This is a genomic window from Streptomyces sp. NPDC023838 (genome assembly GCF_040639555.1).
Taxonomy (GTDB): Bacteria; Actinomycetota; Actinomycetes; order Streptomycetales; family Streptomycetaceae; genus Streptomyces.
This window is the reverse complement of sequence record NZ_JBFAAD010000023.1, coordinates 61,516-84,648: the sequence shown is the minus strand read 5'-3', so window position 1 is coordinate 84,648 and position 23,133 is coordinate 61,516. Positions and strand designations below refer to the sequence as shown.

The 23,133-nt window shown below is 71.3% G+C and carries 21 protein-coding genes and 2 tRNA genes; 17 read left to right on the top strand and 6 right to left on the bottom strand.

The window, feature by feature from the left end; translation table 11 throughout:
- Positions 1–185 precede the first annotated feature (185 nt).
- Positions 186–428 (bottom strand): mycoredoxin, encoded by a 243-nt coding sequence (locus AB0G17_RS25455; protein WP_329401603.1) that lies wholly within the window; start codon positions 426–428, stop codon positions 186–188.
- Between the two features lie 230 nt (positions 429–658).
- On the opposite strand from AB0G17_RS25455, the gene AB0G17_RS25450 reads away from it, so the two are divergent.
- The 5 genes from AB0G17_RS25450 (at position 659) to AB0G17_RS25430 (ending at position 4,521) form a co-directional block, all read left to right on the top strand.
- Positions 659–2,842 carry an ATP-dependent DNA helicase UvrD2 gene (locus AB0G17_RS25450; RefSeq protein WP_361387148.1) on the top strand — a complete coding sequence of 728 codons (2,184 nt, stop codon included), beginning with the start codon at positions 659–661 and terminating at the stop codon, positions 2,840–2,842.
- Between the two features lie 192 nt (positions 2,843–3,034).
- Entirely contained in the window at positions 3,035–3,367 is a 333-nt protein-coding gene (locus tag AB0G17_RS25445; protein WP_361387244.1) for a hypothetical protein, read from the top strand.
- Between the two features lie 160 nt (positions 3,368–3,527).
- Positions 3,528–3,896, top strand: a complete 369-nt coding sequence (locus AB0G17_RS25440) for a WhiB family transcriptional regulator (RefSeq protein ID WP_067163768.1) — start codon at positions 3,528–3,530, stop codon at positions 3,894–3,896.
- Positions 3,893–4,216 (top strand): hypothetical protein, encoded by a 324-nt coding sequence (locus AB0G17_RS25435; RefSeq protein ID WP_361387145.1) that lies wholly within the window; start codon positions 3,893–3,895, stop codon positions 4,214–4,216. Before AB0G17_RS25440 ends, AB0G17_RS25435 begins: the two co-directional genes overlap by 4 nt.
- 119 nt (positions 4,217–4,335) lie before the next feature.
- Positions 4,336–4,521 (top strand): hypothetical protein, encoded by a 186-nt coding sequence (locus AB0G17_RS25430; RefSeq protein WP_361387142.1) that lies wholly within the window; start codon positions 4,336–4,338, stop codon positions 4,519–4,521.
- Positions 4,522–4,666: 145 nt separating this feature from the next.
- Here AB0G17_RS25430 and AB0G17_RS25425 read toward each other — a convergent pair whose 3' ends face one another.
- On the bottom strand, positions 4,667–6,088 hold the full coding sequence (locus AB0G17_RS25425; RefSeq protein WP_361387139.1) for an AarF/ABC1/UbiB kinase family protein: 1,422 nt from the start codon (positions 6,086–6,088) through the stop codon (positions 4,667–4,669).
- Between the two features lie 63 nt (positions 6,089–6,151).
- Positions 6,152–7,285: a ThiF family adenylyltransferase gene (locus AB0G17_RS25420; RefSeq protein WP_361387136.1), complete on the bottom strand. Its 1,134-nt coding sequence runs from the start codon at positions 7,283–7,285 to the stop codon at positions 6,152–6,154.
- Between the two features lie 222 nt (positions 7,286–7,507).
- Here AB0G17_RS25420 and AB0G17_RS25415 point away from each other — a divergent pair, with 222 nt between their 5' ends.
- The 4 genes from AB0G17_RS25415 to AB0G17_RS25400 all read left to right on the top strand — a co-directional run bounded on the left by AB0G17_RS25415 (position 7,508) and on the right by AB0G17_RS25400 (position 11,379).
- A complete protein-coding gene (locus AB0G17_RS25415; RefSeq protein ID WP_361387133.1) occupies positions 7,508–8,104 on the top strand; it encodes a M48 family metallopeptidase in 597 nt (198 codons plus the stop codon).
- 125 nt (positions 8,105–8,229) lie between these two features.
- Positions 8,230–9,912: a TerD family protein gene (locus tag AB0G17_RS25410; RefSeq protein ID WP_361387130.1), complete on the top strand. Its 1,683-nt coding sequence runs from the start codon at positions 8,230–8,232 to the stop codon at positions 9,910–9,912.
- Between the two features lie 13 nt (positions 9,913–9,925).
- Positions 9,926–10,606, top strand: a complete 681-nt coding sequence (locus AB0G17_RS25405; protein WP_361387127.1) for an AIM24 family protein — start codon at positions 9,926–9,928, stop codon at positions 10,604–10,606.
- 17 nt (positions 10,607–10,623) lie between these two features.
- Complete coding sequence (locus AB0G17_RS25400; protein ID WP_361387124.1) at positions 10,624–11,379, top strand: AIM24 family protein; 756 nt, start codon at positions 10,624–10,626, stop codon at positions 11,377–11,379.
- A 131-nt stretch (positions 11,380–11,510) separates the two neighbouring features.
- Here AB0G17_RS25400 and AB0G17_RS25395 read toward each other — a convergent pair whose 3' ends face one another.
- Together AB0G17_RS25395 and AB0G17_RS25390 are read right to left on the bottom strand one after the other, a co-directional pair.
- Positions 11,511–12,032 (bottom strand): NUDIX hydrolase, encoded by a 522-nt coding sequence (locus AB0G17_RS25395; protein ID WP_361387121.1) that lies wholly within the window; start codon positions 12,030–12,032, stop codon positions 11,511–11,513.
- Positions 12,029–13,447: a zinc-dependent metalloprotease gene (locus AB0G17_RS25390; RefSeq protein WP_361387118.1), complete on the bottom strand. Its 1,419-nt coding sequence runs from the start codon at positions 13,445–13,447 to the stop codon at positions 12,029–12,031. Before AB0G17_RS25390 ends, AB0G17_RS25395 begins: the two co-directional genes overlap by 4 nt.
- Before the next feature lie 190 nt (positions 13,448–13,637).
- On the opposite strand from AB0G17_RS25390, the gene AB0G17_RS25385 reads away from it, so the two are divergent.
- The 4 genes from AB0G17_RS25385 (at position 13,638) to AB0G17_RS25370 (ending at position 16,832) form a co-directional block, all read left to right on the top strand.
- Positions 13,638–14,744 (top strand): SDR family oxidoreductase, encoded by a 1,107-nt coding sequence (locus AB0G17_RS25385; protein WP_361387115.1) that lies wholly within the window; start codon positions 13,638–13,640, stop codon positions 14,742–14,744.
- Positions 14,745–14,822: 78 nt separating this feature from the next.
- Entirely contained in the window at positions 14,823–15,287 is a 465-nt protein-coding gene (locus AB0G17_RS25380; RefSeq protein ID WP_361387112.1) for a molybdenum cofactor biosynthesis protein MoaE, read from the top strand.
- 177 nt (positions 15,288–15,464) lie between these two features.
- Positions 15,465–15,635 carry a hypothetical protein gene (locus tag AB0G17_RS25375; protein ID WP_361387109.1) on the top strand — a complete coding sequence of 57 codons (171 nt, stop codon included), beginning with the start codon at positions 15,465–15,467 and terminating at the stop codon, positions 15,633–15,635.
- A gap of 108 nt (positions 15,636–15,743) precedes the next feature.
- Entirely contained in the window at positions 15,744–16,832 is a 1,089-nt protein-coding gene (locus AB0G17_RS25370) for a PDZ domain-containing protein (RefSeq protein ID WP_361387107.1), read from the top strand.
- 89 nt (positions 16,833–16,921) lie between these two features.
- Here the strand turns inward: AB0G17_RS25370 and AB0G17_RS25365 are convergent, their stop codons facing one another.
- Entirely contained in the window at positions 16,922–17,488 is a 567-nt protein-coding gene (locus AB0G17_RS25365; protein ID WP_361387104.1) for a PPA1309 family protein, read from the bottom strand.
- A gap of 126 nt (positions 17,489–17,614) precedes the next feature.
- On the opposite strand from AB0G17_RS25365, the gene AB0G17_RS25360 reads away from it, so the two are divergent.
- The 4 genes from AB0G17_RS25360 (at position 17,615) to AB0G17_RS25345 (ending at position 22,867) form a co-directional block, all read left to right on the top strand.
- Complete coding sequence (locus AB0G17_RS25360; protein WP_361387241.1) at positions 17,615–20,515, top strand: UPF0182 family protein; 2,901 nt, start codon at positions 17,615–17,617, stop codon at positions 20,513–20,515.
- 46 nt (positions 20,516–20,561) lie between these two features.
- Positions 20,562–20,635 (top strand) — tRNA-Met (locus tag AB0G17_RS25355).
- A 172-nt stretch (positions 20,636–20,807) separates the two neighbouring features.
- Positions 20,808–22,622: a tetratricopeptide repeat protein gene (locus AB0G17_RS25350; RefSeq protein WP_361387101.1), complete on the top strand. Its 1,815-nt coding sequence runs from the start codon at positions 20,808–20,810 to the stop codon at positions 22,620–22,622.
- A gap of 168 nt (positions 22,623–22,790) precedes the next feature.
- A tRNA-Met gene (locus tag AB0G17_RS25345) sits at positions 22,791–22,867 on the top strand.
- Positions 22,868–23,133 lie beyond the last annotated feature (266 nt).

Here is a 23,133-nt window from a genome sequence, read left to right as displayed (position 1 = left end):
CCCGGTACGGCCCCGGGCCCCGGCACACGGAGGGCCCCCACCGCGTCGGTGGGGGCCCTCTACGCGCGCGTGGAGCGAGCTCGTGGAGCCGCAGGCTCGTGATGCGCAGGCTCGCAGTGCGGAGACGCGCAGTGCGGAGACCCGCGGCGCGGAGACTCGTCGTGCTGAGACTCGGGAGCGCGGGCTCAGACGCCTATCTTCTGCTTGACCTGCGCGAGCGACGGGTTCGTCAGCGTCGAGCCGTCGGCGAAGAGCACGGTCGGCACCGTCTGGTTGCCCCCGTTGGCCTTCTCGACGAAGGCCGCCGACTCCGGGTCCTGCTCGATGTTGATCTCGTTGTACGCGATGCCCTCGCGGTCCATCTGGCTCTTCAGCCGACGGCAGTAGCCGCACCACGTGGTGCTGTACATCGTCACAGTGCCCGGCATGCTCTCGCACTCCTCATGTTCGGCTCGGTGGGTGGATCTTGGTCGGTGGAGCTCACAGGTGGAACTCACCGGATGGAGCCCAGCGGGTGAGCGCCAAGGGGTGAACGTACGCGACCGGGCCACCATTCCCGCATGAGACCAGAGCCGCCCTTGCCGCATTAGTACGACCAATCCCGCCCCCTGTGGACAACGCGTCCCGTCCGCCTCCGCCGACCTGGCAGCATGGCGGGGTGACATCAGCAACGCACTCCCCCCTCTTCCCACAGGTCCCCGACTCGGCGGACGCGGTGCTCGACGGCCTCGACCCCGAGCAGCGCGAGGTCGCGACGGCCCTGCACGGACCGGTGTGCGTGCTGGCCGGCGCCGGGACAGGCAAGACACGCGCGATCACCCACCGGATCGCGTACGGAGTGCGGGCCGGGATCCTTCAGCCGAGCAGTGTGCTGGCCGTCACGTTCACCAACCGCGCGGCGGGCGAGATGCGCGGCCGGCTGCGCCAGCTCGGCGCGGGCGGCGTCCAGGCCCGCACCTTCCACTCGGCCGCCCTGCGCCAGCTCCAGTACTTCTGGCCCAAGGCGGTCGGCGGTGAGCTGCCCCGGCTGGTCGAGCGCAAGGTCCAGCTGGTCGCCGAGGCGGGCGCCCGCTGCCGCGTCCGGCTCGACCGGGGCGAGCTGCGGGACGTCACGAGCGAGATCGAATGGGCGAAGGTCACCCAGACCGTCCCCGCCGACTACCCGGCCGCGGTCGCCAAGTCCCTGCGCGACGCCCCGCGCGACCCCGCCGAGATCTCCCAGATCTACGGGACGTACGAAGAGCTCAAGCGCGACCGGGGCATGATCGACTTCGAGGACGTGCTGCTGCTCACAGTCGGCGTCCTCCAGGACCGGCACGACATCGCCGAACAGATCCGCAGCCAGTACCAGCACTTCGTGGTCGACGAATACCAGGACGTCAGCCCCCTCCAGCAGCGCCTCCTGGAGCTGTGGCTCGGCGAGCGGGACAGCCTCTGCGTCGTCGGCGACGCCAGCCAGACGATCTACTCCTTCACCGGCGCCACCCCCGACCACCTGCTGAACTTCCGCACCCGCCATCCGAACGCGACGGTGGTGAAGCTGGTCCGGGACTACCGCTCCACCCCCCAGGTGGTGCACCTCGCCAACGGCCTGCTCGGCCAGGCACGCGGCCGCGCCGCCGAGCACCGCCTCGAACTCGTCTCCCAGCGCGACGCGGGCCCCGAGCCGCTCTACACGGAGTACGGGGACGAACCCGCCGAGGCCGAAGGCGTCGCCCGCCGCATCCGCGACCTCATCGCCTCCGGGGTGTCGGCCGGCGAGATCGCCGTGCTCTACCGGATCAACGCGCAGTCGGAGATCTACGAGCAGGCCCTCGCCGACGCCGGCGTGCCCTACCAGCTGCGCGGCGCCGAGCGGTTCTTCGAGCGGCCCGAGGTCCGAGAGGCGGGCATCGCCCTGCGCGGCGCGGCCCGGGCGGGGGGCAACGACTCGCTCCTGGACGACGCCGTGGACCTGCCGTCCCAGGTCCGGGCCGTCCTCGGAACCAAGGGCTGGACCTCCGCGCCCCCGGCGGGCTCCGGCGCGGTCCGCGACCGCTGGGAGTCGCTCGCGGCGCTCGTCCGGCTGGCGGAGGACTTCGCGCGTGCCAAGGCCGGCGCGACGCTCTCCGACCTGGTGGCCGAACTCGACGAGCGCGCCGCCGCGCAGCACGCGCCGACGGTCGAGGGCGTCACACTGGCCTCGCTGCACGCCGCGAAGGGCCTGGAGTGGGACGCGGTCTTCCTGGTCGGCCTCACCGAGGGCATGATGCCGATCACATATGCGAAGACCGATGAGCAGGTCGAGGAGGAGCGCCGGCTCCTGTACGTGGGCGTCACCCGGGCCCGGGTGCACCTGGCTCTGTCCTGGTCGCTCTCGCGGTCTCCCGGCGGCCGGCCGTCGCGACGCCCCAGCCGTTTCCTGAACGGCCTGCGGCCGGGCTCGGCGGCTCCCGGCGCCCGCGCCTCGTCGGCGAACTCCTCGACCGGGATCGAGCGCGGCGCCGCCCGCAGACGGACCCGGCGCGGACCCGTCCTGTGCCGGGTGTGCGGCAAGACGCTCACCGAAGCCGGCGAGATGAAGCTGATGCGCTGCGAGGACTGCCCCTCCGACATGGACGAGGGTCTGTACGAGCGGCTGCGCGACTGGCGGGCCGGCCAGGCGAGCCTGCTCGGGCAGCCGCCGTACTGCGTGTTCACCGACAAGACCCTGATGGCGATCGCGGAGGCCGTCCCGTCCAGCGGCGGGGAGCTCGCGGTGATCTCGGGTGTCGGCGCCCGCAAGCTGGACCGTTTCGGCACCGATGTCCTGGCCATCTGCGCAGGCCAGGAGGTTGGCGGAAGCGACGAGGAGCCCTCTTGAAAACTCGTCGCAAAAATAGTTTGCGCCCGCCCCAGGAATCCCCATAGGTTCTTAACCACGGAAACAGCGGCTTCTCAGAGGCCCTGGGTCCGTGCTCTACTTGCTGTACTTATCCGAATACGCATGGGATCAAGGCCCCCGGGCCCCAGCTCCCCGAGACGCCGAGAGGAGGCGAGACCAGTGATCAGCTTCATGAACTTCACCAGCATCAGCACCGCCAAACTGACCGATCGCTCGGTCGTCGCCACCTGCCCGCTCGGCTCCTCGTTCCAGGGCACCGGTCTGTCCACCGGTGTCTCCGGTCTGCTCGGCCTCTCGGTCGTCATTCCGTCCTCCCTGGCGAGCCTCCCCGTGCGCAACGGCAATGAGCGACCGACCCAGGCACCGGAAGCAGTAGTGGCGAAGGGACAGGCCCTCCAGGCCTATGCCTTTGCGCAGGCCGGTGCCGGAGCCGAGAAGCAGACGACGCAGCACCACACCATGTGGGCCTTCCGTGGGCTCGAACCCTGGAGTGATCCAGCCTGATCCAGGATCAGGCAGGCGCCTTCAGGGCCGCGGAACCCCACCAGGGATCCGCGGCCCTTCTGTTTGTCCCCGAACGGGGACGACAGCGCGAAGGGGTCTCGGTACCAGCCGAAACCCGGCCGACCGGCCGGACCGACAACAAGACGAGGAAACAAACACCGTGCAACTCGAAGCGCACGCCCCGTCCGTACCGCCCGCCCAGACGATCCCCCCGCCCGGTCTCACGGAGGACCCCGCCTTGACTCCCCTCACCGCGCTCACCGCGCTCGACGACGCCATCGAGAACCTCGGCGTACCCGTCCCCTGCCGCTCGTACGACCCGGAGGTCTTCTTCGCCGAGTCCCCGGCAGACGTCGAGTACGCCAAGTCCCTCTGCCGCACCTGCCCGCTGGTCGAGGCCTGCCTCGCCGGGGCCAAGGAGCGGCGCGAGCCCTGGGGTGTCTGGGGCGGCGAGCTCTTCGTCCAGGGCGTGGTCGTTGCCCGCAAGCGGCCGCGTGGCCGCCCGCGCAAGAACCCGGTCGCCGCATGAATCGCCCGGGAACCATCGACCGCCCCCTCACGAACGACCCCCAGAAGCAGGCCCCGATGACGACGTCCGCCAGCGAGCCCATGGGCTCCGCGACCCCAGACTTCACCACCACCGGCGCGAACGCCTCGCGTCAGAACAGGACCCTCGAAATGCAACTCATGCCAGAAGCCCTCGCCCGTGCCCATATGCACGAGCGCCTGCGGGAAGCCGAGGCCGAGCGGCAGGCCATGCGCCTGCTCGCCGCCCGGCGGATGCAGCGCCGCGCCGAGCGCGTGTCGATGCGTGCCCGCCGCGCCCTGGCCATGGCCGTCATGCAGTAACGGCCACACCGCCAGGCAGCGCGAAGTGATGAATTGAGCCCGTGGGGGCCGGTCCGAACGGACCGGCCCCCACGGTGCGTTGTGCCCCTAACCACCTGCCGCGGCGGTATCGTCACGAAATGGACGACCCGACTCAGCCGGCTGCCGAGACCGTTGTGTGCTCGCGCTGCGGCACGCCCGCCGAGAGCACCCCGCCGACGTGGACCTACTCCGTTGAGAACGGCGAGCGTCTCTACTTCTGCGACGCCTGCGCGCGCGCGAACCTGCGGGCGATCGAGAGCAGACTCGACTCCGTGTGGTGGTGACTTCCCCCCGGGGGGGCCTCCCCCCCCGCCCCCACCCCCGCCCCCCCCCGGCCCACCCCACCCCCAGCCATGCGTCATCGCCTCGCGCCGGGCCTCCCCGCCCCCGCCATGTGTCATCGCCCCGCGCCGGGCCTCCCGTCGGCCCTCACGCCTCCGCGGGCTGTTCGTCCTCCTCGTCCTCCGGCTCGCCGGTCTCCAGGACCGTGAGGTTCTCCAGCTCGGCCAGGTCCTCCGCCGCGGCGGGGAGGAACCCGGGCACCCACTGCTCCAACTCGTGCCGCAGCCGGACCGTGGCGTCCAACTGGCACAGCACGCCGATGGTGGAGAGCGTCACCCGGTGTATCAGCAGATACGCGGGCGGCAGATTGAGCTGCTTGCCCAGCTGGTGCGCGGGGGAGCGCGGGTCGGCGATCCGGGCGGCCTGCCCGCGCATCCAGGCACGGGTGAAGGTGAACTCGTCCGCCTGTGCGGGCTCGATGATGGGCAGCAGATAGTCCAGGACCGCGTCCGGGTCGAGGTCTATCGACTCCTTCACGAAGCCGTCCTCGCACAGCAGCGCGTAGACGGCCTCGGCGTCGCCGGCGAGCGTCATCCGCAGCGATTCGCCGATCGTCCGGGGCAGTCCGCCCGGCAGCCGGTCCACCGTCCCGAAGTCCAGTACGCCCAGTCGCCACGCACCCCCTTCCTTCTCCGGCGGCAGCAGCCGGAAGTTGCCCGGATGCGGGTCCGCGTGCAGCAGGCCGGTGCGCGCCGGGCCCGAGAAGAGGAACCGCGCCAGCAGCTGGCCCGCCCGGTCGCGCTGCTCCTCCGTACCGTCCGCGATCACTTCGGAGAGCGGGGTCCCGTCGATCCACTCGGTCACCAGGACCTGGTCGGCCTGGTGCACCACATCGGGCACCACCACGTCCGGGTCGTCCGCGAACTCCGCCGCGTGCTCCCGCTGGGCCTGCGCCTCCAGCTCGTAGTCCAGCTCTTCCGAGACCCGGTCGCGCAGCTCCGAGATGAGCGGTTTGATGTCCATGCCCGGTATCAGCGGCCCGAGCAGCCGGGCGAACCGGCTCAGCTGTGTCAGATCCGAGAGCAGCGCCTCACCGGCGCCCGGGTACTGCACCTTGACCGCGACCTCGCGCCCGTCGTGCCAGACCGCCCGGTGCACCTGCCCGATCGAGGCCGCCGCGGCGGGCTTCTCCTCGAACTCCAGGAACAGCTCACGCCACTGCTCACCCAGCCGCTCCGCGAGGACCGTGTGCACGGTGCGGGTCGGCATGGGCGGCGCCGCCTCCTGCAGCTTCGTCAGCGCGGCCCGGTAGGGCCCGGCGATCTCTTCGGGCAGCGCCGACTCGAAGACGGACATGGCCTGCCCGAACTTCATCGCTCCGCCCTTGAGTTCGCCCAGGACCTTAAAGAGCTGCTCGGCGGTGCGCTGCTGGAGCTCGCGGCCGACTATCTCCGCGGACTTGCCTCCGATCCGCTTGCCCAGGCCCCACGTGGCACGCCCGGCGAATCCAAGTGGCAGCGCGGCCAACTTGGCGGTCCGGGTGACCGCCTTCCGGGGAAGATCAGACATGCGCCCCTCCAATTCCCAGCCGGTCGTGCCGCGCGCCTCGCGGCAGTGCGTCGTCGACAGCGGTTACCGGGCCATTGTGTCCTGCGGCCGTGCGTCCACCGAGGTGTCCTCCCCTTCACTGTTCCCACCAGCGCCGCAGGGACAGTCGAGCCGGGCCGCGAGGTGCCGCGGCCGCCAGCCGAGTGTGGGCAGCGACGCCTCCCACCGCGTGCCCGTGCTCGCCGGGAGGTCGCCGTCCAGAAAAGCCAGGGCGTGCGCCGCCGCCAGCCCCGCCACGGCGGTCGCGAGCGCGACGTCACAGGCCGGTACGGCGCCCTGGCGGCGGCCGGAGCGCCACTGCGCCAGCATCCGGGGCCAGCCGGGATCGCGCTCGGCCCGCTCCAGCGCCAGACAGCCCGCGCACCCGGTGCCACCGGGCAGGACCAGCGGCCCCACGAGACCGGTCGTCTCCGCAACTCCCGCGTACAGATGAGGGATGCCCGCCGCCACCCACTCCCCGCCGGTGACCGGATCCGGTGCGTACACATCAAGCCCGTCTCTGGGGGCCACCACGATCAGTGACAGGCCGGTCGGCTCGTCGCCCCCGCCGGATCGAGGCGGACGGCCCGGCGCCGCGCCCCGCACGAGCTGCTGGGCCGCCGCGCCCCGGCGCTCGCCGACCGCCTGCTCGGGCAGCCCGCCGGGCGCCACGTCCCACGGCTGCACCGTCCCGCCGTCGAGCACCTCCACCCGGCCCACCCCCGAAGCGGCGAGGACCGAGGCGATCGTCGCCCCCACCCGCCCCGCGCCCCGCACCTGCACCTTCAGGGACCGGCGGGCCGCCAACCGCTGGGCGCCGCCGCCCGGTTCGGGGTGGACGAGGGAGAGCGAGGCCAGATCGGACCTGGTCCGGTCGAACGCCTCGGTCCGCCCGCGCAGCGCCTGAGCCGCCGGGCCGCCGGCCGTCGGATCGTCGATCACCCCGGCCTCGGTCAACCGCTCCACCAGCGCGTCCACTTGGCCGGGCGTCAGATCCGCGGCCCGGGCTTCCTCGTACAGCAGTGGCAGTCCGCGGGTGCCGTCCAGGAGCCCCAGGAAGCTTCCCGTCGCCGTGTCCACGGGCGAGACCACCACCGCCCGTGCCGGTGTCATCCCGAACTGCACGGTCTGCCGGTCCCGCCATGCCCGGCGCAGTGCCGGCTTCAGCATCGGATGCATTTTCGACCCCCGTTGTTCCGCGTGTCCGCGACCGGGCACCTGTCGTCCGGCCGCGATGCGTCGTGCGATCCGTTGCCAGAATGACGGGTGCCGCGAAGTCGTGCTGAAAGTTGTCCACAGGCGGGGGCATTAGTCGTTCAAATGGTGCACGGCCGGAATGGATCATGGCTCAACCCTCCCGGAGGCGGGACTTCCCCCACTGACAGCGGGTAACGTCGGGGCGTGCCCGCCGACCCACTGCAGAGTGCCGGAAGCCCGCCCCGCAGTCCGACAAGTCCGCCGCCCCGCGGTCATGCGACGAGCGCGGTCGAGGTGCGCAGGAGCGCCCGGCGCAGCAGGACGGTCTCCGCGTACCGAGAGGGCGACCGCACCATCGTGCTGATCCCGGCCCGGATGTCCGAGGCCGAGGAGCAGCGCTGGGTGAACGTGATGCTCGACAAGCTCGCCGCCCAGGAGAGCAAGCGGATGCTGGGCGACGCGGAACTGACCGAGCGGGCCGAGCGGTTGTCCGCCCTGTACTTCGACGGTCGCGCGCGTCCCGCCTCGGTGCGCTGGGTGACCAACCAGAACACCCGTTGGGGCTCGTGCACCCCCGCGGAGGGCAGCATCCGCCTCTCGCACCGGCTCCAGGGCATGCCGGAGTACGTCGTCGACTATGTCCTCGTCCACGAGCTGGCCCATCTCCTGGTGCCGGGCCACGGGCCGCGCTTCTGGCAGCTCCTGGAGGCCTATCCCCGTACGGAACGCGCGCGTGGATACCTCGAAGGGGTGGTGGCGGCCGACCGGCTGCCGCATCTGCCCGCCGCACGCGGAGAGTGATCTTCCCCGGTCTCGCCGGATCTCGCCGATCGTGTACCGAATGCGTACCGGCTTGGCCGATTGTCGCAGGCAGCCGTTAGCCTGGCGCGACCAATCGCACTCGGGATGGGGGACGGTCGTTACGCATGGCCAGGGAATTCCAACGCGGCCACAAGGCCAAGATCAGTGACCTGACAGCGGGGACGGATCTGTATGTAGGCGTGCAGATCGGCGCGCCCGGACTGTCCTTCGACATCAGCTGCTTCGGCCTCGACGCGCACGAGCAGTTGTCCGACGACCGGTATTTCATCTTCTTCAACCAGCCCAAGTCGCCCGAGGAGTCCATTCAGCTCCTGGGCGCCCAGGCCGGTGACTCCGAGTCGTTCCGCGTCACCCTGGACCGCCTCCCGGCCCATGTCCACAAGCTCTCGTTCACCGCGACGATCGACGGCCCGGGCCAGATGTCGCAGGTCGGCCCCGGCTACATCAGAGTCGTGGCCGGTGGCGAAGAGGTCGTCAGATACGCGTTCACGGGCGCCGAGTTCAGCACCGAGCGCGCGGTGATGCTGGGCGACTTCTACCTCAAGGACGTCTGGCGCTTCGCGGCCGTCGGGCAGGGCTTCGACGGCGGCCTGGAGGCGCTGCTGAAGAACTTCGGCGGTGAGGTCGCCGAGGAGGAGCCCGCGGCGCCGCAGCAGCCGCAGGGAGCCGCCCCGGGCTTCGCTCCGCCCGCCCAGAGCGCCTCCGCGCCGCACTTCGGCGCTCCGGCCGCACCGCAGCAGCCCCAGCCCTCGCAGCCGGCCCCGCAGTTCGGCGCCGCCGCGCCGGCCCCGGTTCCCGCGCAGCACTACGCACCGCCGCCGCCGGGATCCACGCCGCCCCCGGCGCCCGCGCCCAGCCCGCAGATCCACGCGGCGCCGACCATCGCCGCGCCCATGGTCATGCCGCCGGGCACCGTCCCGCCCCCGGCCGCTCCGGCGCCGTACGGGCAGCCGCCCCAGCAGCCTTCGTACGGTCAGGTCCCGGGCCAGTACCCGGGCCAGGTCCCGCCGCCCGGCGCCCCCGCCCCGTACGGTCAGCCCGCGCCCTACGGTCAGCCGGCTCCTTACGGCCAGCCCGCCCCGTACGGCCAGCAGCCCGGTGTCCCGCAAGGGATGCCGCAGTCCGGCGGCGGTCTCGCGGGCGCCATCCAGCAGTACAAGGAGCTGCCCACCGGGCAGCGCTGGACTCCGCAGAACAAGCAGCTCGTCCGGGTCGACCTCGGCGCCGGCGGCTCCCCGGTGCTGGCCCGTCAGGGCAGCATGGTGATGTACCAGGGCAAGGTGGACTTCAGCTACAAGGGCGCCGGATTCGCCGGCCGGCTCGTCGGCAACGCGACCGGCCAGGAGATGCAGCTGATGCGCTGCAGCGGCCGCGGGCAGGTCTTCCTCGCCGAGAACAGCGCCCATCTGCACCCCATCGAGCTCCAGGGCGACGGCATCTGCGTCTCCGCCGAACACGTCCTGGCCTTCGACGAGTCGCTCCAGTACGAGGTCCGGCGCATCGAGGGCCACGGGATCCCCGGCGGCGCGCTGTTCACCATGCAGTTCCAGGGCACCGGCACGCTCGTGGTGATGACCCACGGCACCCCGGTGGTCCTCCCGGTCACGCCGACCACGTTCGCGGACAGCGACGCGATCGTGGCCTGGTCGTCCGCCTCCCAGGTGATCGTCTCCAGCCAGGTCCGGCTGCGCCGCAACGCCTACCCGGGCCACAGCGGCGAGTCCGTCAACCTGCAGTTCCGCGGCGCGCCCGGGAACTTCATCGTCGTCCAGCCGTACGAGGTCTGAGGGAGCCCGGACAATGAATCAGCAGCTCGCGGGCTATGCCCCCGCCCCGGTCGCCGCCCGGATGGAGAACCACGGCAGCGCCATGCTCAAGGTGGCCATGGCCACCGGACAGGACCTCTTCGCGCGCGTGGGCTCGATGGTCGCCTACGAAGGCTTCATCCAGTACGAGCCGAACCCGCCGGCCGTGCGCCAGATCGCCCGGGACTGGATCACCGGTGAGGGCGCCCCGCTGATGAAGTGCACCGGCGACGGACTGCTCTACCTCGCCGACTACGGCGCCAACGTGGTCGTCGTCCAGCTGAACAACGACGCGCTGTCCGTCAACGGCACCAATGTGCTCGCCTTCGACGCGAGCCTGCAGTGGGGCGTCGAACGGGTCAAGGGCCTCGCCAAGTTCGCGGGGCAGGGCCTGTTCAACGTGAAGATCTCCGGCACCGGCTGGGTCGCGCTGACCTCGCGCGGCACCCCGGTCGTCGTCGACTGCGGCAGCGGCGAGGACGAGACGTACGTCGACCCGGACGCCCTGGTGGCCTGGTCCCCGAACCTCAAGGTGAAGGGCAAGCGCAGCTTCAAGGCGTCCTCGCTGATCGGCCGGGGCAGCGGAGAGGCGTACCAGATGGCCTTCTCGGGCCAGGGGATCGTCGTCGTACAGCCGAGTGAGGACAGCACCGACCGCCTGCGGGCCCGGGGCTGAGGGGGAGCGAGAACACCATGCAGAGCCCGCTTTTCAGCTACACCGAGCAGCAGTCCCAGGAGCGCTACAGCGCGCAGAACGCGCAGATGCTGCGGGTGGTCCTCACCGGCCACGACGACATCCTCGCCCGCAAGGGCTCGATGGTCGCCTACCAGGGGCTGATGGAGTTCGACGGCGAGTACCAGTCGAACGGCCACCAGCGCGCCCGGGCCGGCACCGGCGAGGGCCTGGACCTGATGCGCGTCTCCGGCCAGGGCACCGTCTACCTCGCCAACCTCGCGCAGTACGTCCACGTAGTGGACGTGGACCGGGACGGGCTGACCGTGGACAGCGGCTACGTACTGGCGATGGACTCCTCGCTGCACTACGAGGTCATCGCGGTGGACAGCCAGTACGGCATCTCCGGCACCGGCAAGTTCCAGCTCAACATCACCGGTACCGGCAAGGTCGTCCTGATGACTTCGGGACAGCCGCTGATGCTCCAGGTCACCCCGGACAAGTACGTCAACGCCGACGCCGACGCGATCGTGGCCTGGTCCACCTCGCTACGGGTGCAGATGCAGGCGCAGACGCACTCCACGGGCGTGTGGCGGCGCCGCGGCAACACCGGCGAGGGCTGGGAGCTCAGCTTCCTCGGACAGGGCTTCGCGCTCGTCCAGCCCAGCGAGGTGCTGCCGCCGCAGAACGCGGTGATCGGCCAGGGCCTGCGGGCCCAGTACGGCATGGGCCAGCACGGCGCCCACGCCCAGAACCAGGGCAACGCCTGGAGCTGACCGGCCAACGGCCTGGAGCCGGGCGGCGGTTGGTCTGGAGCTGACCGTTCGTCGGTCCGGAGCCGGCCGGGTATGGGTAAGGGGCGGTCGCCAATGGCGACCGCCCCTTACCCCTACAGATTCCTGGAGACTCAGAGCCGGGCCCGCGCGGCCTCCATCAGCCGCACCACCGACTCGTCGGCCACCGACGTCACCTCCTCGTAGCCGAACCAGCGCAGGTCCAGCGACTCGTCGCTGATCGCCTCGACTGCTCCGGCCGGAGCCAGCGCCGCGTACTGGACGTCCAGGTGCCAGTTGCAGGGCGACGGGATCGGATGGCGGTCGAGCCGGACGGGCCCGCCCGGCAGCAGTGTGAGACCGGACACACCGGACTCCTCGGTCGCCTCGCGCAGGGCGGCGGCCGGCAGCGAGACGTCCTCCGGCTCGCAGTGGCCGCCCATCTGCAGCCACATGTTCAGCTTCCGGTGCAGCGTCAGCAGCACCTGCCCGCGCTCCGGGGCGATCACCAGCGCGCTCGCCGTGAGGTGGCCGGCCTCGCAGGCCTTCCACATCCCGTCCGGGTGCGCCGACAGATGGCCGAGATAGGTCTCGCGCAGCTCGGGCTGGCCCTCGTACCCCTTCAGGACGAGGACCGCGTCTTCGTGCAGGCTCACTTGCTTTCGTCGTCCTTGCCGTCGTCGCCCTTGGCCGCCGGGCCGTCCTTGGGCTCGTCCTTGCGGGAAGCCGCCTCGCCGAGCATCTTGTCGAGCTCCGAGAAGTCCAGCTGCTCGCGGTGGACGAAGCCGTCCGGGTCGTCCAGGTCGGAGGCGGTCGGCAGCATGTCCGGGTGCTCCCACAGTCCGTCGCGGCCGTCGACCCCGCGCGCGTCCGTGAGCGAGGCCCACAGGCGCGAGGCGTCCCGCAGACGGCGCGGGCGCAGCTGGAGACCGATCAGCGTGGCGAAGGTCTGCTCGGCGGGGCCACCGCTGGCCCGGCGCCTGCGCAGCGTCTCGCGCAGGGCGTCGGCCGAGGTCAGGCGCGGCTTGGCGGCCTCGTGCACCACCGCGTCCACCCAGCCCTCGACCAGTGCCAGGGCCGTCTCCAGACGGGCCAGGGCGGCCTTCTGCTCCGGAGTGTCCTCCGGCTGGAACATGCCCTGCTGGAGGGCTTCCTGAAGCTGCTCGGGGTTGGACACGTCGAGCTGGCCGACCGCGTCCTCCAGCTTCGCCGTGTCGACCTTGATCCCGCGCGCGTAGCCCTCGACCGCGCCGAACAGGTGCGAGCGCAGCCACGGCACGTGGGCGAAGAGGCGGTGGTGCGCCGCCTCGCGCAGGGCGAGGTAGAGCCTGACCTCGTCCTTCGGGACGCCCAGGTCCTTGCCGAACGCCGCGATGTTCAACGGCAGCAGCGCGGCCTTGCCGGCCGGGCCGAGCGGCAGGCCGATGTCGGTCGAGCCGACGACCTCGCCCGCGAGGACGCCCACGGCCTGCCCGAGCTGCTGGCCGAACATGGCGCCGCCCATGGAGCGCATCATGCCGATCAGCGGGCCCGCCATGGCCTGCATCTCCTCGGGCAGCACGCCGCCCATGGCTGCGCCGACCCGCTCCGCGACCGGGTCGACGAGCTCCTTCCAGGCCGGCTGGGTCGCCTCGACCCACTCCGCGCGGCTCCACGCCACGGCCGTCGACGCGCCCGAGGGCAGCGACGTCACCCCGTCCAGCCACAGGTCGGCCAGGCGGACGGCCTCCTCGACGGCGGCGCGCTCGGCCGGGCCGACGCTCTCGTCCTTGGTGCCGTCGGCGGTGCCCTGCGCCACCGTCTGGCGCGCGATCTGCTTGGCCATGTCCCAGTTCACGGGACCGCCCTCGTAGCTGAGCATCTGGCCGAGCTGCTGGAAGGCCGCTCCCAGGTCGTTCGGGTTCAGCGAACCGAACATCGCCGCGAACGGGTTGTCCGCGCCGCCGGCGCCGGCACCGAACCCGAACGGATTCGCCGGGCCGCCCTGGTCGCCCTTGCCCTTCTCCTTGCCCTCGTCGCCGTTCTCCGGCTCCTCCGGCGGAAGGCTGAATCCGAATGGGTTGTCACTCACGGGGTTTCCTCGGCTCCTAGGGCCGCCGGCTCCTGCCGACGGCGACTGCCCACCAACACCACCAGCGTAGACATCCGGGCCGGATAAGGGCTCGGTGCTCCGCCGACTCTTGGCCTGCGGCAGGATGGACGTCACCTGGTCCGTACGCGTCATTCGTGTACGTACTGAAGACAACCGCTGGAGACGCCCGGTGAGTTCCCCAGATCCGCAGGTTCGCGCAGCGCGAAACCATTCCCCCTCAGCCGCGCGGGGTCCCGTCGTCGCGGTCACCGGCGCCGCCGCCGGAATCGGCGCGCTGCTCACGGCGCGGCTCGCCGCGTCCGAGGAGATCAAGCAGGTCATCGCCATCGACGAGCGCCGGGGCGAGGTGTCCGAGGCCACCTGGCACATCCTGGACGTGCGCGACCCGGCGATCGCCGAGAAGCTGCGCGGCGCCGACGTCGTCGTCCACCTGGCGCTCGACCTCGACCTGGAGACCGACGCGGCCGCGCGTACGGCGTACAACGTACGCGGCACGCAGACGGTGCTGACCGCCGCCGCTGCGGCCGGGGTCCACCGGGTGGTGCTGTGCACCTCCGCCATGGTCTACGGAGCCCTGCCCGACAACGACATCCCGCTCTCCGAGGACGCCGAGCTGCGGGCCACCGCCGAGGCGACCGGCGTCGGCGACCTCCTGGAGATCGAGCGCCTGGGCCGGCGCGCCCCGCGCGCCCACCCCGGGCTCAACGTCACGGTGGTCCGCCCCGCCGTCCTGGTGGGCGGCACGGACACCGCGCTCACCCGGTACTTCGAGTCACCCCGCCTCCTGGTGGTCGCCGGGTCCCGTCCGACCTGGCAGTTCTGCCACGTCGAGGACTTGTGCAGCGCTCTGGAGTACGCGGCTCTGGAGAAGGTCGACGGGGAGTTCGCGGTCGGCTGCGACGGCTGGCTCGAACAGGAGGAGGTCGAGGAGCTCAGCGGCATCCGGCGGATGGAGCTGCCCTCGGCGGTCGCACTCGGCGCGGCGGCCCGCCTGCACCGGATCGGGCTCACCCCGTCCCCGGCGGGCGACCTCGCGTACACGATGCACCCCTGGGTGGTCAGCGTCGGAAGGCTGCACGACGCGGGCTGGCGGCCGCAGTGGACCAACGAGGAGGTCCTCGCCGAGCTCCTGGAGGAGGTCGCGGGACGACACACCGTGGCGGGCCGCCGGCTGGGCCGCAAGGACGCCACCGCCGCTGGGGCCGCCGGAGCGACGGTCGCCCTGCTGGGAGCGGCCGCGGTGGTCCGCCGGGCCCGCAAGCGCCGGGGGCTGTAGGACCCTCCTACGGAGGGTGCCGGTGACGGGGTGAAAGAGCCATACCGCGTTGTCAGTGCGGTACGGCAGGATGGATCCATGGCACAGACCCACCCCGATCACCCCGGCGAGCAGGCGGCGGACGACCCGATCCGGCTGCTCGAGATCCGCGACACCCCGCTCTCCCTGGACGAGGTGTTCCGCGCCGTGGGAGACCCCTCGGCGGGCGGCACCGCGCTCTTCGTCGGCACCGTGCGCGACCACGACGGCGGCGCCGACGTGGCAGGGCTCGGCTACTCGTGCCATCCCACGGCTGAGGCGGAGATGCGCCGAGTGGCCGACAAGGTCGTCGCCGAGTTCCCGGTCCGCGCGCTGGCGGCCGTCCACCGAGTGGGTGAACTGGCCGTGGGCGATCTGGCGGTCGTCGTGGCGGTCTCCTGTCCGCACCGCGGGGAGGCGTTCGCGGCATGCCGCAAGCTGATCGACGACCTGAAGCACGAGGTCCCGATCTGGAAGCACCAGACGTTCGAGGACGGCACCGAGGAGTGGGTGGGCGCCTGCTGACCGCTCCCGGGTGCCTCGAACGGGTGAACGGACCTCCCGGTCCGGGGGTCTGAAACCCTGTCGGGGGGATCCGCCCCGATTTGCGTAACCGCCCCCCTGCCCCGAGCGTTGATCTCGCAGAGGGTTAATCTGCTGATCTGTCAGTTGCGGTCGCTCATCTGGGGACGGGAGGACGGAATGGCTGCACTCACCTGGCTGCTGATTCCGCTTTTCGCTGCTGTCGGCGCGGCGATATGGGCGAGCTGGGCCGCCCGCAATCGCACGACCGGCGACACCGCGGAACTCGCCGGCTACAGCCGGTTCCGAGAGGCGATGGAGAAATCCCACTCCGGAACCGAGCCCGCCTGACCCCCCTCGGCGCGCTCCTCGCGCCCCGTCCCGTACGCGGATGTGGACTCTCCCCGTACGGACCGGCCCCGGCGGTGCACCGACAGGCACGTCCCGTACTGTCGTTCCATGCCACGCCGCACCGCGACGATGCTCGCCTCCACCTTGATCCTGATCGCGCTGCTCTGCGCAGGCGTCCTCATCAAAGTGCCGTACGCGGAGATGTCGCCCGGCCCCACGGTGAACACCCTCGGCGAGGCGCGTGGCGAGCCCGTGCTGCAGATCTCCGGGCACAAGACCTACCCGACGACCGGCCACCTCAACATGACGACGGTCAGGGTCACCGGTGCGGACTACAACATGAACCTGGTTGAGGCCGTCTACGGCTGGCTGGCCCATGACAACAAGGTCGTGCCGCACGACACGCTCTACCCGGACGGCAAGACCGAGGAGCAGTCCTCGCAGGAGAACGCCGAGGAGTTCAGCCAGTCCCAGGAGAGCGCCAAGGTCGCGGCCCTCAACGAGCTGAAGATCCCGGTGAAGTCCTGGGTCGTCGTGGCGTCCGTGGTCAAGGGCAGCCCGGCCGAGAACAAGCTGCACGCGGGCGATGTGATCAAGTCCGTCGACGGCTCGCCCGTCAAGGAGCCCGCCGACGTGGCGAAGCTGGTCACCAAGCACCGCCCGGGCCAGAAAGTGCTCTTCACCGTCGTCCCGGCCAAGGAGGCGGCCGCGGCGGAGAAGGCGGGCAAGCAGCCCGAGGGCGCCGAGAACGTCACGATCACCACGCAGAGGGCCAAGGACGGCGACCGGGCGATCGTCGGGATCCAGGCCGGGACCGACCACACCTTCCCGTTCTCCATCGACATCAAGCTCGCGGACGTCGGCGGCCCGAGCGCCGGGCTGATGTTCGCCCTCGGGATCGTCGACAAGCTGACGCCCGGTGACCTGACCGGCGGCAAGTTCATCGCCGGTACGGGAACGATCGACGACGCGGGCAAGGTCGGCCCGATCGGCGGCATCGAGATGAAGCTGATCGGCGCGCGCGGCGCGGGCGCCCGCTACTTCCTGACGCCGGCCGAGAACTGCGCGGCGGCCGCCTCGGACACGCCCAGTGGGCTGACCCTGGTGAAGGTCTCCACCATCGACGACGCCACCAAGGCGCTGGAGAAGATCCGCACGGGGGACACGGCCGGTCTGCCGAGCTGCTCGGCGAAGTGACCGGCCGCGCCCCACGCGCGCGTGGATGTGTCGTCCATCACGCGCGCGTGAGCGCGGCCTCGTAGCGTTCGCGGCCTCGGTGGCGCGCGTTACTCGGCGAACGTCGCGGCGAGCGCCTCGGCGAGGCCCGGGACCAGGCCGGCGCCGGTGAGCACCTCGGTCGGCGAGTCCTTCTCGCGCAGCCGTACGGCCGACTCGCGGGCGCCGTCGCGCAGCACCGCCACGGTCATCCGGACCTCCTGGCGGTCCGGGTGCTTGGCCACCCACTTCGCCAGCTGCTTGTCGTTCATGCCCTCGGGCACGGACGTCTCGGCCGACGGCGGAAGCATCAGGCGCTCCACGGTCAGCGCGCAGCCGACCACCGCGTCCGGCCAGGCGATGGTGCCCAGGAAGTCGTCGAGGGCCTGGCCGGCCGGGATCTCGTCCTGCTCGATCGGGGTCAGCGGGGCGGCCGATTCGCCCTGGTCGAGGCCGAGCTGGGCGGCGAGCCCCGGCTCCTGGGTACGGAGCTTGGCGGTGTCGACGAGGGCGAACAGGCGGGCCGGCTGGTCCCAGCCGAGGCCGGACGCGTACTCGTCGATTTCCAGCACTGCGCGGGTGAGGGGGCTCGCGGCCATCGGGGGGCCGGAGGGGGAAACGTTGGACATGACCAACATCCTGCCCTCTTTCACCCCGGGATCGGGAACTGAGTAAAGCCTCAGTAAGTTGCATGAGTGGGCTCTACGATCGCGGGGCCTGCTCAATCGACAGCGAACTTCGAGGTGCGCACCTTGGCTTTCCAGATGCCGGACCGCGGCGGAGGCCCGTCCGGGCCACGGATCAGAGTCGGCCGGCCGTCCCGCCGGGTCCGGACCCTGCTCATGACACTGGGCATCCTGGCCGTGCTGGCCATGGTGTTCGTCATGTTCGCCGGGTTCTGGACGGACTGGCTCTGGTACCGCTCGGTGCACTATTCGTCCGTCTTCACCACCACCCTGTGGACCAAGATCGGCCTCTTCTCGGTCTTCGGCCTCCTGATGGCCGTGGCCGTCGGCCTGAACATCTGGCTGGCGCACCGGCTGCGGCCGCCGCTCAGCGCGATGTCGCTGGAGCAGCAGAGCCTGGACCGCTACCGGATGGGCATCGCCCCGTTCAAGAAGTGGCTGCTCCTGGGCATCACGGCGCTCGTCGGCCTGATCGCCGGAGCCTCCGCCTCCGGGCAGTGGCGCACCTGGCTGCTGTGGGTCAACGGGGTGCCGTTCGGGCAGAAGGACCCCCAGTTCCACATGGACGTGTCCTTCTACGCCTTCGACCTGCCCTGGTACCGGTTCCTGGTCGGCTTCGGCTTCGCGGCCGCCGTGCTGTCCCTGATCGCCGCCGCCCTCACGCACTACCTGTACGGCGGGCTGCGGATCACCAGCCCCGGCGCGCGCGCCACCGGCGCCGCCACCGGGCACCTGTCGGTGCTGCTCGGGGTCTTCGTCGCCCTGAAGGCCGTGGCGTACTGGCTGGACCGGTACGGGCTGGCGGTGAAGTCCAGCGACTTCAAGGCCAGCAGCAACTGGACGGGCCTGCGGTACGTGGACGCCAACGCCTATCTGCCGGCGAAGACGATCCTGTTCTGCATCGCCGTCATCTGCGCGCTGCTCTTCTTCGCCACGCTGTGGCGCCGCACCTGGCAGCTCCCGGTGATCGGCTTCGGCCTGATGGTCCTCTCGGCGATCCTCATCGGCGGGCTCTACCCGGCGATCGTCCAGAAGTTCCAGGTCCAGCCGAACGAGCAGGCCAAGGAAGCGCCGTACATCCAGAAGAACATCGATGCCACCCGCAAGGCGTACGGCATCGACGCCACCGAGGTGAGGGACTACAAGGGGACGACCGCGGCGGAGGACAACGGCAAGCTGCGCGCGGACGCGGACACGGCCGCCAGCTACCGGCTGATCGATCCCAATGTCGTCACCCCCGCCTTCCAGCAGCTCCAGCAGGAGCGCAAGTACTACCAGTTCGCCGTACCGCTGGACGTGGACCGTTACACGGACAAGGACGGCAAGGAGCAGGACACGGTCGTCGGTCTGCGCGAGCTGAACCTCAGCGGCATCGACAAGCGCAACTGGATCAACGACCACTTCACCTACACCCACGGCTACGGCATGATCGCGGCCAAGGGCACCAGCGTGGACTCCACGGGCTCCCCGGACTTCACCGAGTCCGGCCTGCCCACCAAGGGCCAGTTCGACCAGAACACGTACGAGCAGCGGATCTACTACGGCGAGAAGACCGAGCAGTACTCGATCGTCGGCGGCCCGCAGAAGGAGCTCGACTACGAGGCCGAGGGCAAGGGCCAGGAGACGACGAGCTTCAAGGGCAAGGGCGGCGTCAGCCTGTCCAACCCCTTCAACCGCGCCGCGTACGCGGTGGCCTTCAGCGAGCCGCAGATCCTGTATTCGGGAGCCATCGGCGAGGGCTCGAAGATCCTCTACAACCGCACCCCGAAGCAGCGCGTGGAGGCCGTCGCCCCGTGGCTGACCATCGACGGCGACCCGTATCCGGCCAAGGTCGGCAAGCGGATCCAGTGGGTCGTCGACGCGTACACCACGACCAACGGCTATCCCTACGCTTCGCGTACGACGCTCGGTGAGACGACGGCCGACTCGCTGACCACCCGCCAGCGGGCGGTCGTGGCCCAGCAGAACCAGGTCAACTACATCCGCAACTCGGTGAAAGCCACCGTCGACGCGTACGACGGCACGGTCACGCTGTACCAGTGGGACACCCAGGACCCGGTCCTGAAGACCTGGATGAAGGCGTTCCCGCACACGGTGAAGCCGAAGAGCGAGATCCCCGGGGACCTGCTCGCCCATCTGCGGTACCCGCAGGACATGTTCAAGGTCCAGCGCGAACTGCTGACCCGGTACCACGTCACCGACCCGGTGCAGTTCTACAGCGGCAGTGACGCCTGGCAGGTGCCGGACGACCCGACCAACAAGGACGGCGTCGCGGTTCCGCCGTACTACCTGTCGATGAAGATGCCGGGCGCCGAGACGCAGGGGAAGCAGTTCTCCCTGACGACGACGTTCACGCCGAACGGACGGCCGAACCTCGGCGGGTTCATGGCGATCGACGCGGACGCGGCCAGCAAGGACTTCGGCACGATCAGACTGCTCAGGGTCACGGACAACGTCCAGGGCCCGCAACAGGTGCAGAGCAAGCTGAACGGCCTGCCGGAGGTCGCCGAGTTCGTGCGGAACCTGCGCGGCAGCGACTCCGAGATCGACTACGGCAACCTGCTGACCGTGCCGCTGGGCGGCGGGTTCCTGTACATCGAGCCGGTGTACGCGCGCGGTGGCTCCGCCAACTACCCGCTCCTGAAGAAGGTCGGTGTCTCCTACGGGGACAAGACCGTCTTCAAGGACACCCTGGCGCAGGCGCTGAACGCGGTGTTCGGCGTGGACGGCTCCGAGCCGCCCGCGACCAAGCCGCCCGCCGATACCACCAAGCCGCCGTCCACCGGGACGAACGCCACGGTGGAACAGGCCATCAAGGACGCGCAGAAGGCGTACGACGACGGCCAGAAGGCGCTGCAGAAGGGCGACTTCACGGCGTACGGCAAGGCCCAGCAGGAGCTCCAGGCGGCGCTCCAGCGGGCCGCCGAGGCCGAGGCCAAGGCCAAGGGGTCGACCGGGGGGACCGGCAGCGGCGGGTAAACCGGTCAAGGCTCCGTCCCGCGTCGTGATACGTTGTGTTCACCGACGCGGGGTGGAGCAGCTCGGTAGCTCGCTGGGCTCATAACCCAGAGGTCGCAGGTTCAAATCCTGTCCCCGCTACTCACAGACGAGGGCCCGGATCCATCAGGATCCGGGCCCTCGTCGATTTGGCGTGTCCGGATGTGCCCTTGCTGCGTTTGGCTTATCTCTCTGTGGGCATGTCGACAAAACGCTGAAGTGACCTCACTGGCTGCGGTATACCAGGTGTACGGCGGTTGCGGGTGGTGCGACGATGGTATTTATGGGGGACAGGGCAACTCTGTTGGAGACAGGGCGGTTTGCGCAGATGCGCTCCGATGACGCCGCCGATGCCGAGACCGAGGCACGGCACCGGCGTGCTGCCGACGGCGGCGACGCTGCGTCCATGAGCGTTCTCGGTTCCCTGCTGCTGCGCCGCGGCGACCTCGACAGCGCCGAGCCGTATCTGCGCGGCGCCACCGCCGAGGGCGACCGCGCCGCGGCCAACAACCTGGGCGTGCTGCTGCACCAGCGCGGATACGCCGACGAGGCGGCCGGGTGGTGGCGCATCGCCGCCGTCGCGGGCTCCGCCGCCGCGGCGCACGCGCTGGGCCGGCACTACCGCGAGCGCGGCGACGAGCCGGCCGCCGAGTACTGGCTGCGCCAGTCCGCCGAGCAGGGCCACGCGCTGGGGGCGTACGCCCTGGCGGACCTGCTGGAACACCGCAGCGACGTGGGCGCCGAGCGGTGGCTGCGCGCCGCCGCCGAACAGGGCCACCGGGAGGCCGCGTACCGCCTCGCCCGGCTCATCGACCAGCGCGGCGAGCCCGACAGCGGCGAGCCTGACATCGCTGTCGAAGCCGAACCGGACACCGAGGCCAGGACGGCCGAGGCCGAGCAGTGGTACCGCCAGGCCGCCGCGCGCGGCCACCGGCGGGCCGCGCTGCACCTCGGCGCGATCCTGGAGAGGCGCGGCGAGCTGAAGGAGGCCGGGCGCTGGTACCTGACCTCCGCCAAGGACGGCGAGGCCAAGGCGGCCTGCGCGCTCGGCTTCCTGCTGCGGGACGCGGGCGACGAGGAGAGCGCGGCCGTGTGGTGGCTGCGGGCTGCCCAGGACGGCGACGGCAACGCCGCCAACGCGCTGGGCGCGCTGCACGCGGCCCGGGGCGAGCCGCAGACGGCCGAGCGCTGGTACCGGGCGGCGATGGACGCGGGGGACGACAACGGGGCGTACAACCTGGCACTGCTCTGCGCCGCCCAGGAGCGGACGGCGCAGGCCGAGCAGTGGTACCGGCGGGCCGCGTACGCGGGGCATCGCGAGGCGGCCAACGCGCTCGCCGTGCTGCTGCTCCAGGCCGGCGACGCGACCGGCGCCGAGCCGTGGTTCTCCAAGGCGGCCGAGGCGGGCAGCGTGGACGCGGCCTTCAACCTCGGCATCCTCTTCGCCAGCCGCGACGACGACCGCGAGGCCCTGAAGTGGTACGAGCGGGCGGCGGCGGCCGGGCACACCGAGGCGGCCCTCCAGGTCGGCATGGCGCTGCTCAGGGACGGCGAGGAGGCGGCCGCCGAGCGGCATCTGCGGTGCGCGGCGGGCGGCGGCAGCGCGGAGGCGGCGTTCCGGCTGGCCACCGTGCTCGACGCACGCCAGCCGCCGCCGGGCGCGCCGGTGCTCGGCGAGCCGGTGGCCGAGAAGACGGAGTGCGAGGAGTGGTACGAGCGGGCGGCCGCGCAGGGGCACCGGCGCGCCCAGGTGCGCGTGGGCATGCTCGCGGCGGCCCGGGGCGACCAGGACGGCGCCGCGCGCTGGTACCGGGAGGCGGCCGAGGCGGGCAGCCGCAACGGCGCCTTCAACCTCGGGCTGCTGCTCGCCCGCGAGGGGCGGGAGCGGGAGGCCGCGCTGTGGTGGACCCGGGCCGCCCACGCGGGGCACGGGCGTGCGGCGCTGCGGCTCGCGCTGTTGGCCGCGCGGTGCGGGGAGCTGGCGGAGGGGCAGCGGTGGTGCGCGCGGGCCGTGGAGCTGGGGCCGGCGGAGGTGGCGGAGCGGGCGGGGCGGCTGCGGGAGGCTCTGCATCAGGAGCTGACGGCTTAGCGCGGCGCCGCCGCGCCGCGCCACCGTTCCCACTGCCGCCACCGTTCCCACTGCCGCTGCCGCTGCCGCTGCCGTTGCCGCTTAGCGCGCCGCGCTCCGGCGTGCACGTGGGGTGCGCCGATCGGGTTTGCGCTGGTCGGCGCGGTGACGTACTGTTGGGTTTACCGACGCGGGGTGGAGCAGCTCGGTAGCTCGCTGGGCTCATAACCCAGAGGTCGCAGGTTCAAATCCTGTCCCCGCTACCAAGTATTCAAGGCCCGGATCCAATGGATCCGGGCCTTGAGTCGTTTCTCGGGTACGGCCCGGTGGGTGGTTTGTGCCCACCCGTTCCGCCGTGCGGAACGCCTGCCCACAAGCCACGGGTGGCAAGCCAGACCGCCAGGGCGCGGCGCAAGCCAGACCGCCGGGGGTGCGGCGTAAGCCAAACCACCGGGGGCGCGGCGCAAGTCAGTCCGCCAGGGGTGCGGCGCAAGCCTGAGCGCCAAGGTCCGGCGCAAGCCAGGCCGGCAGG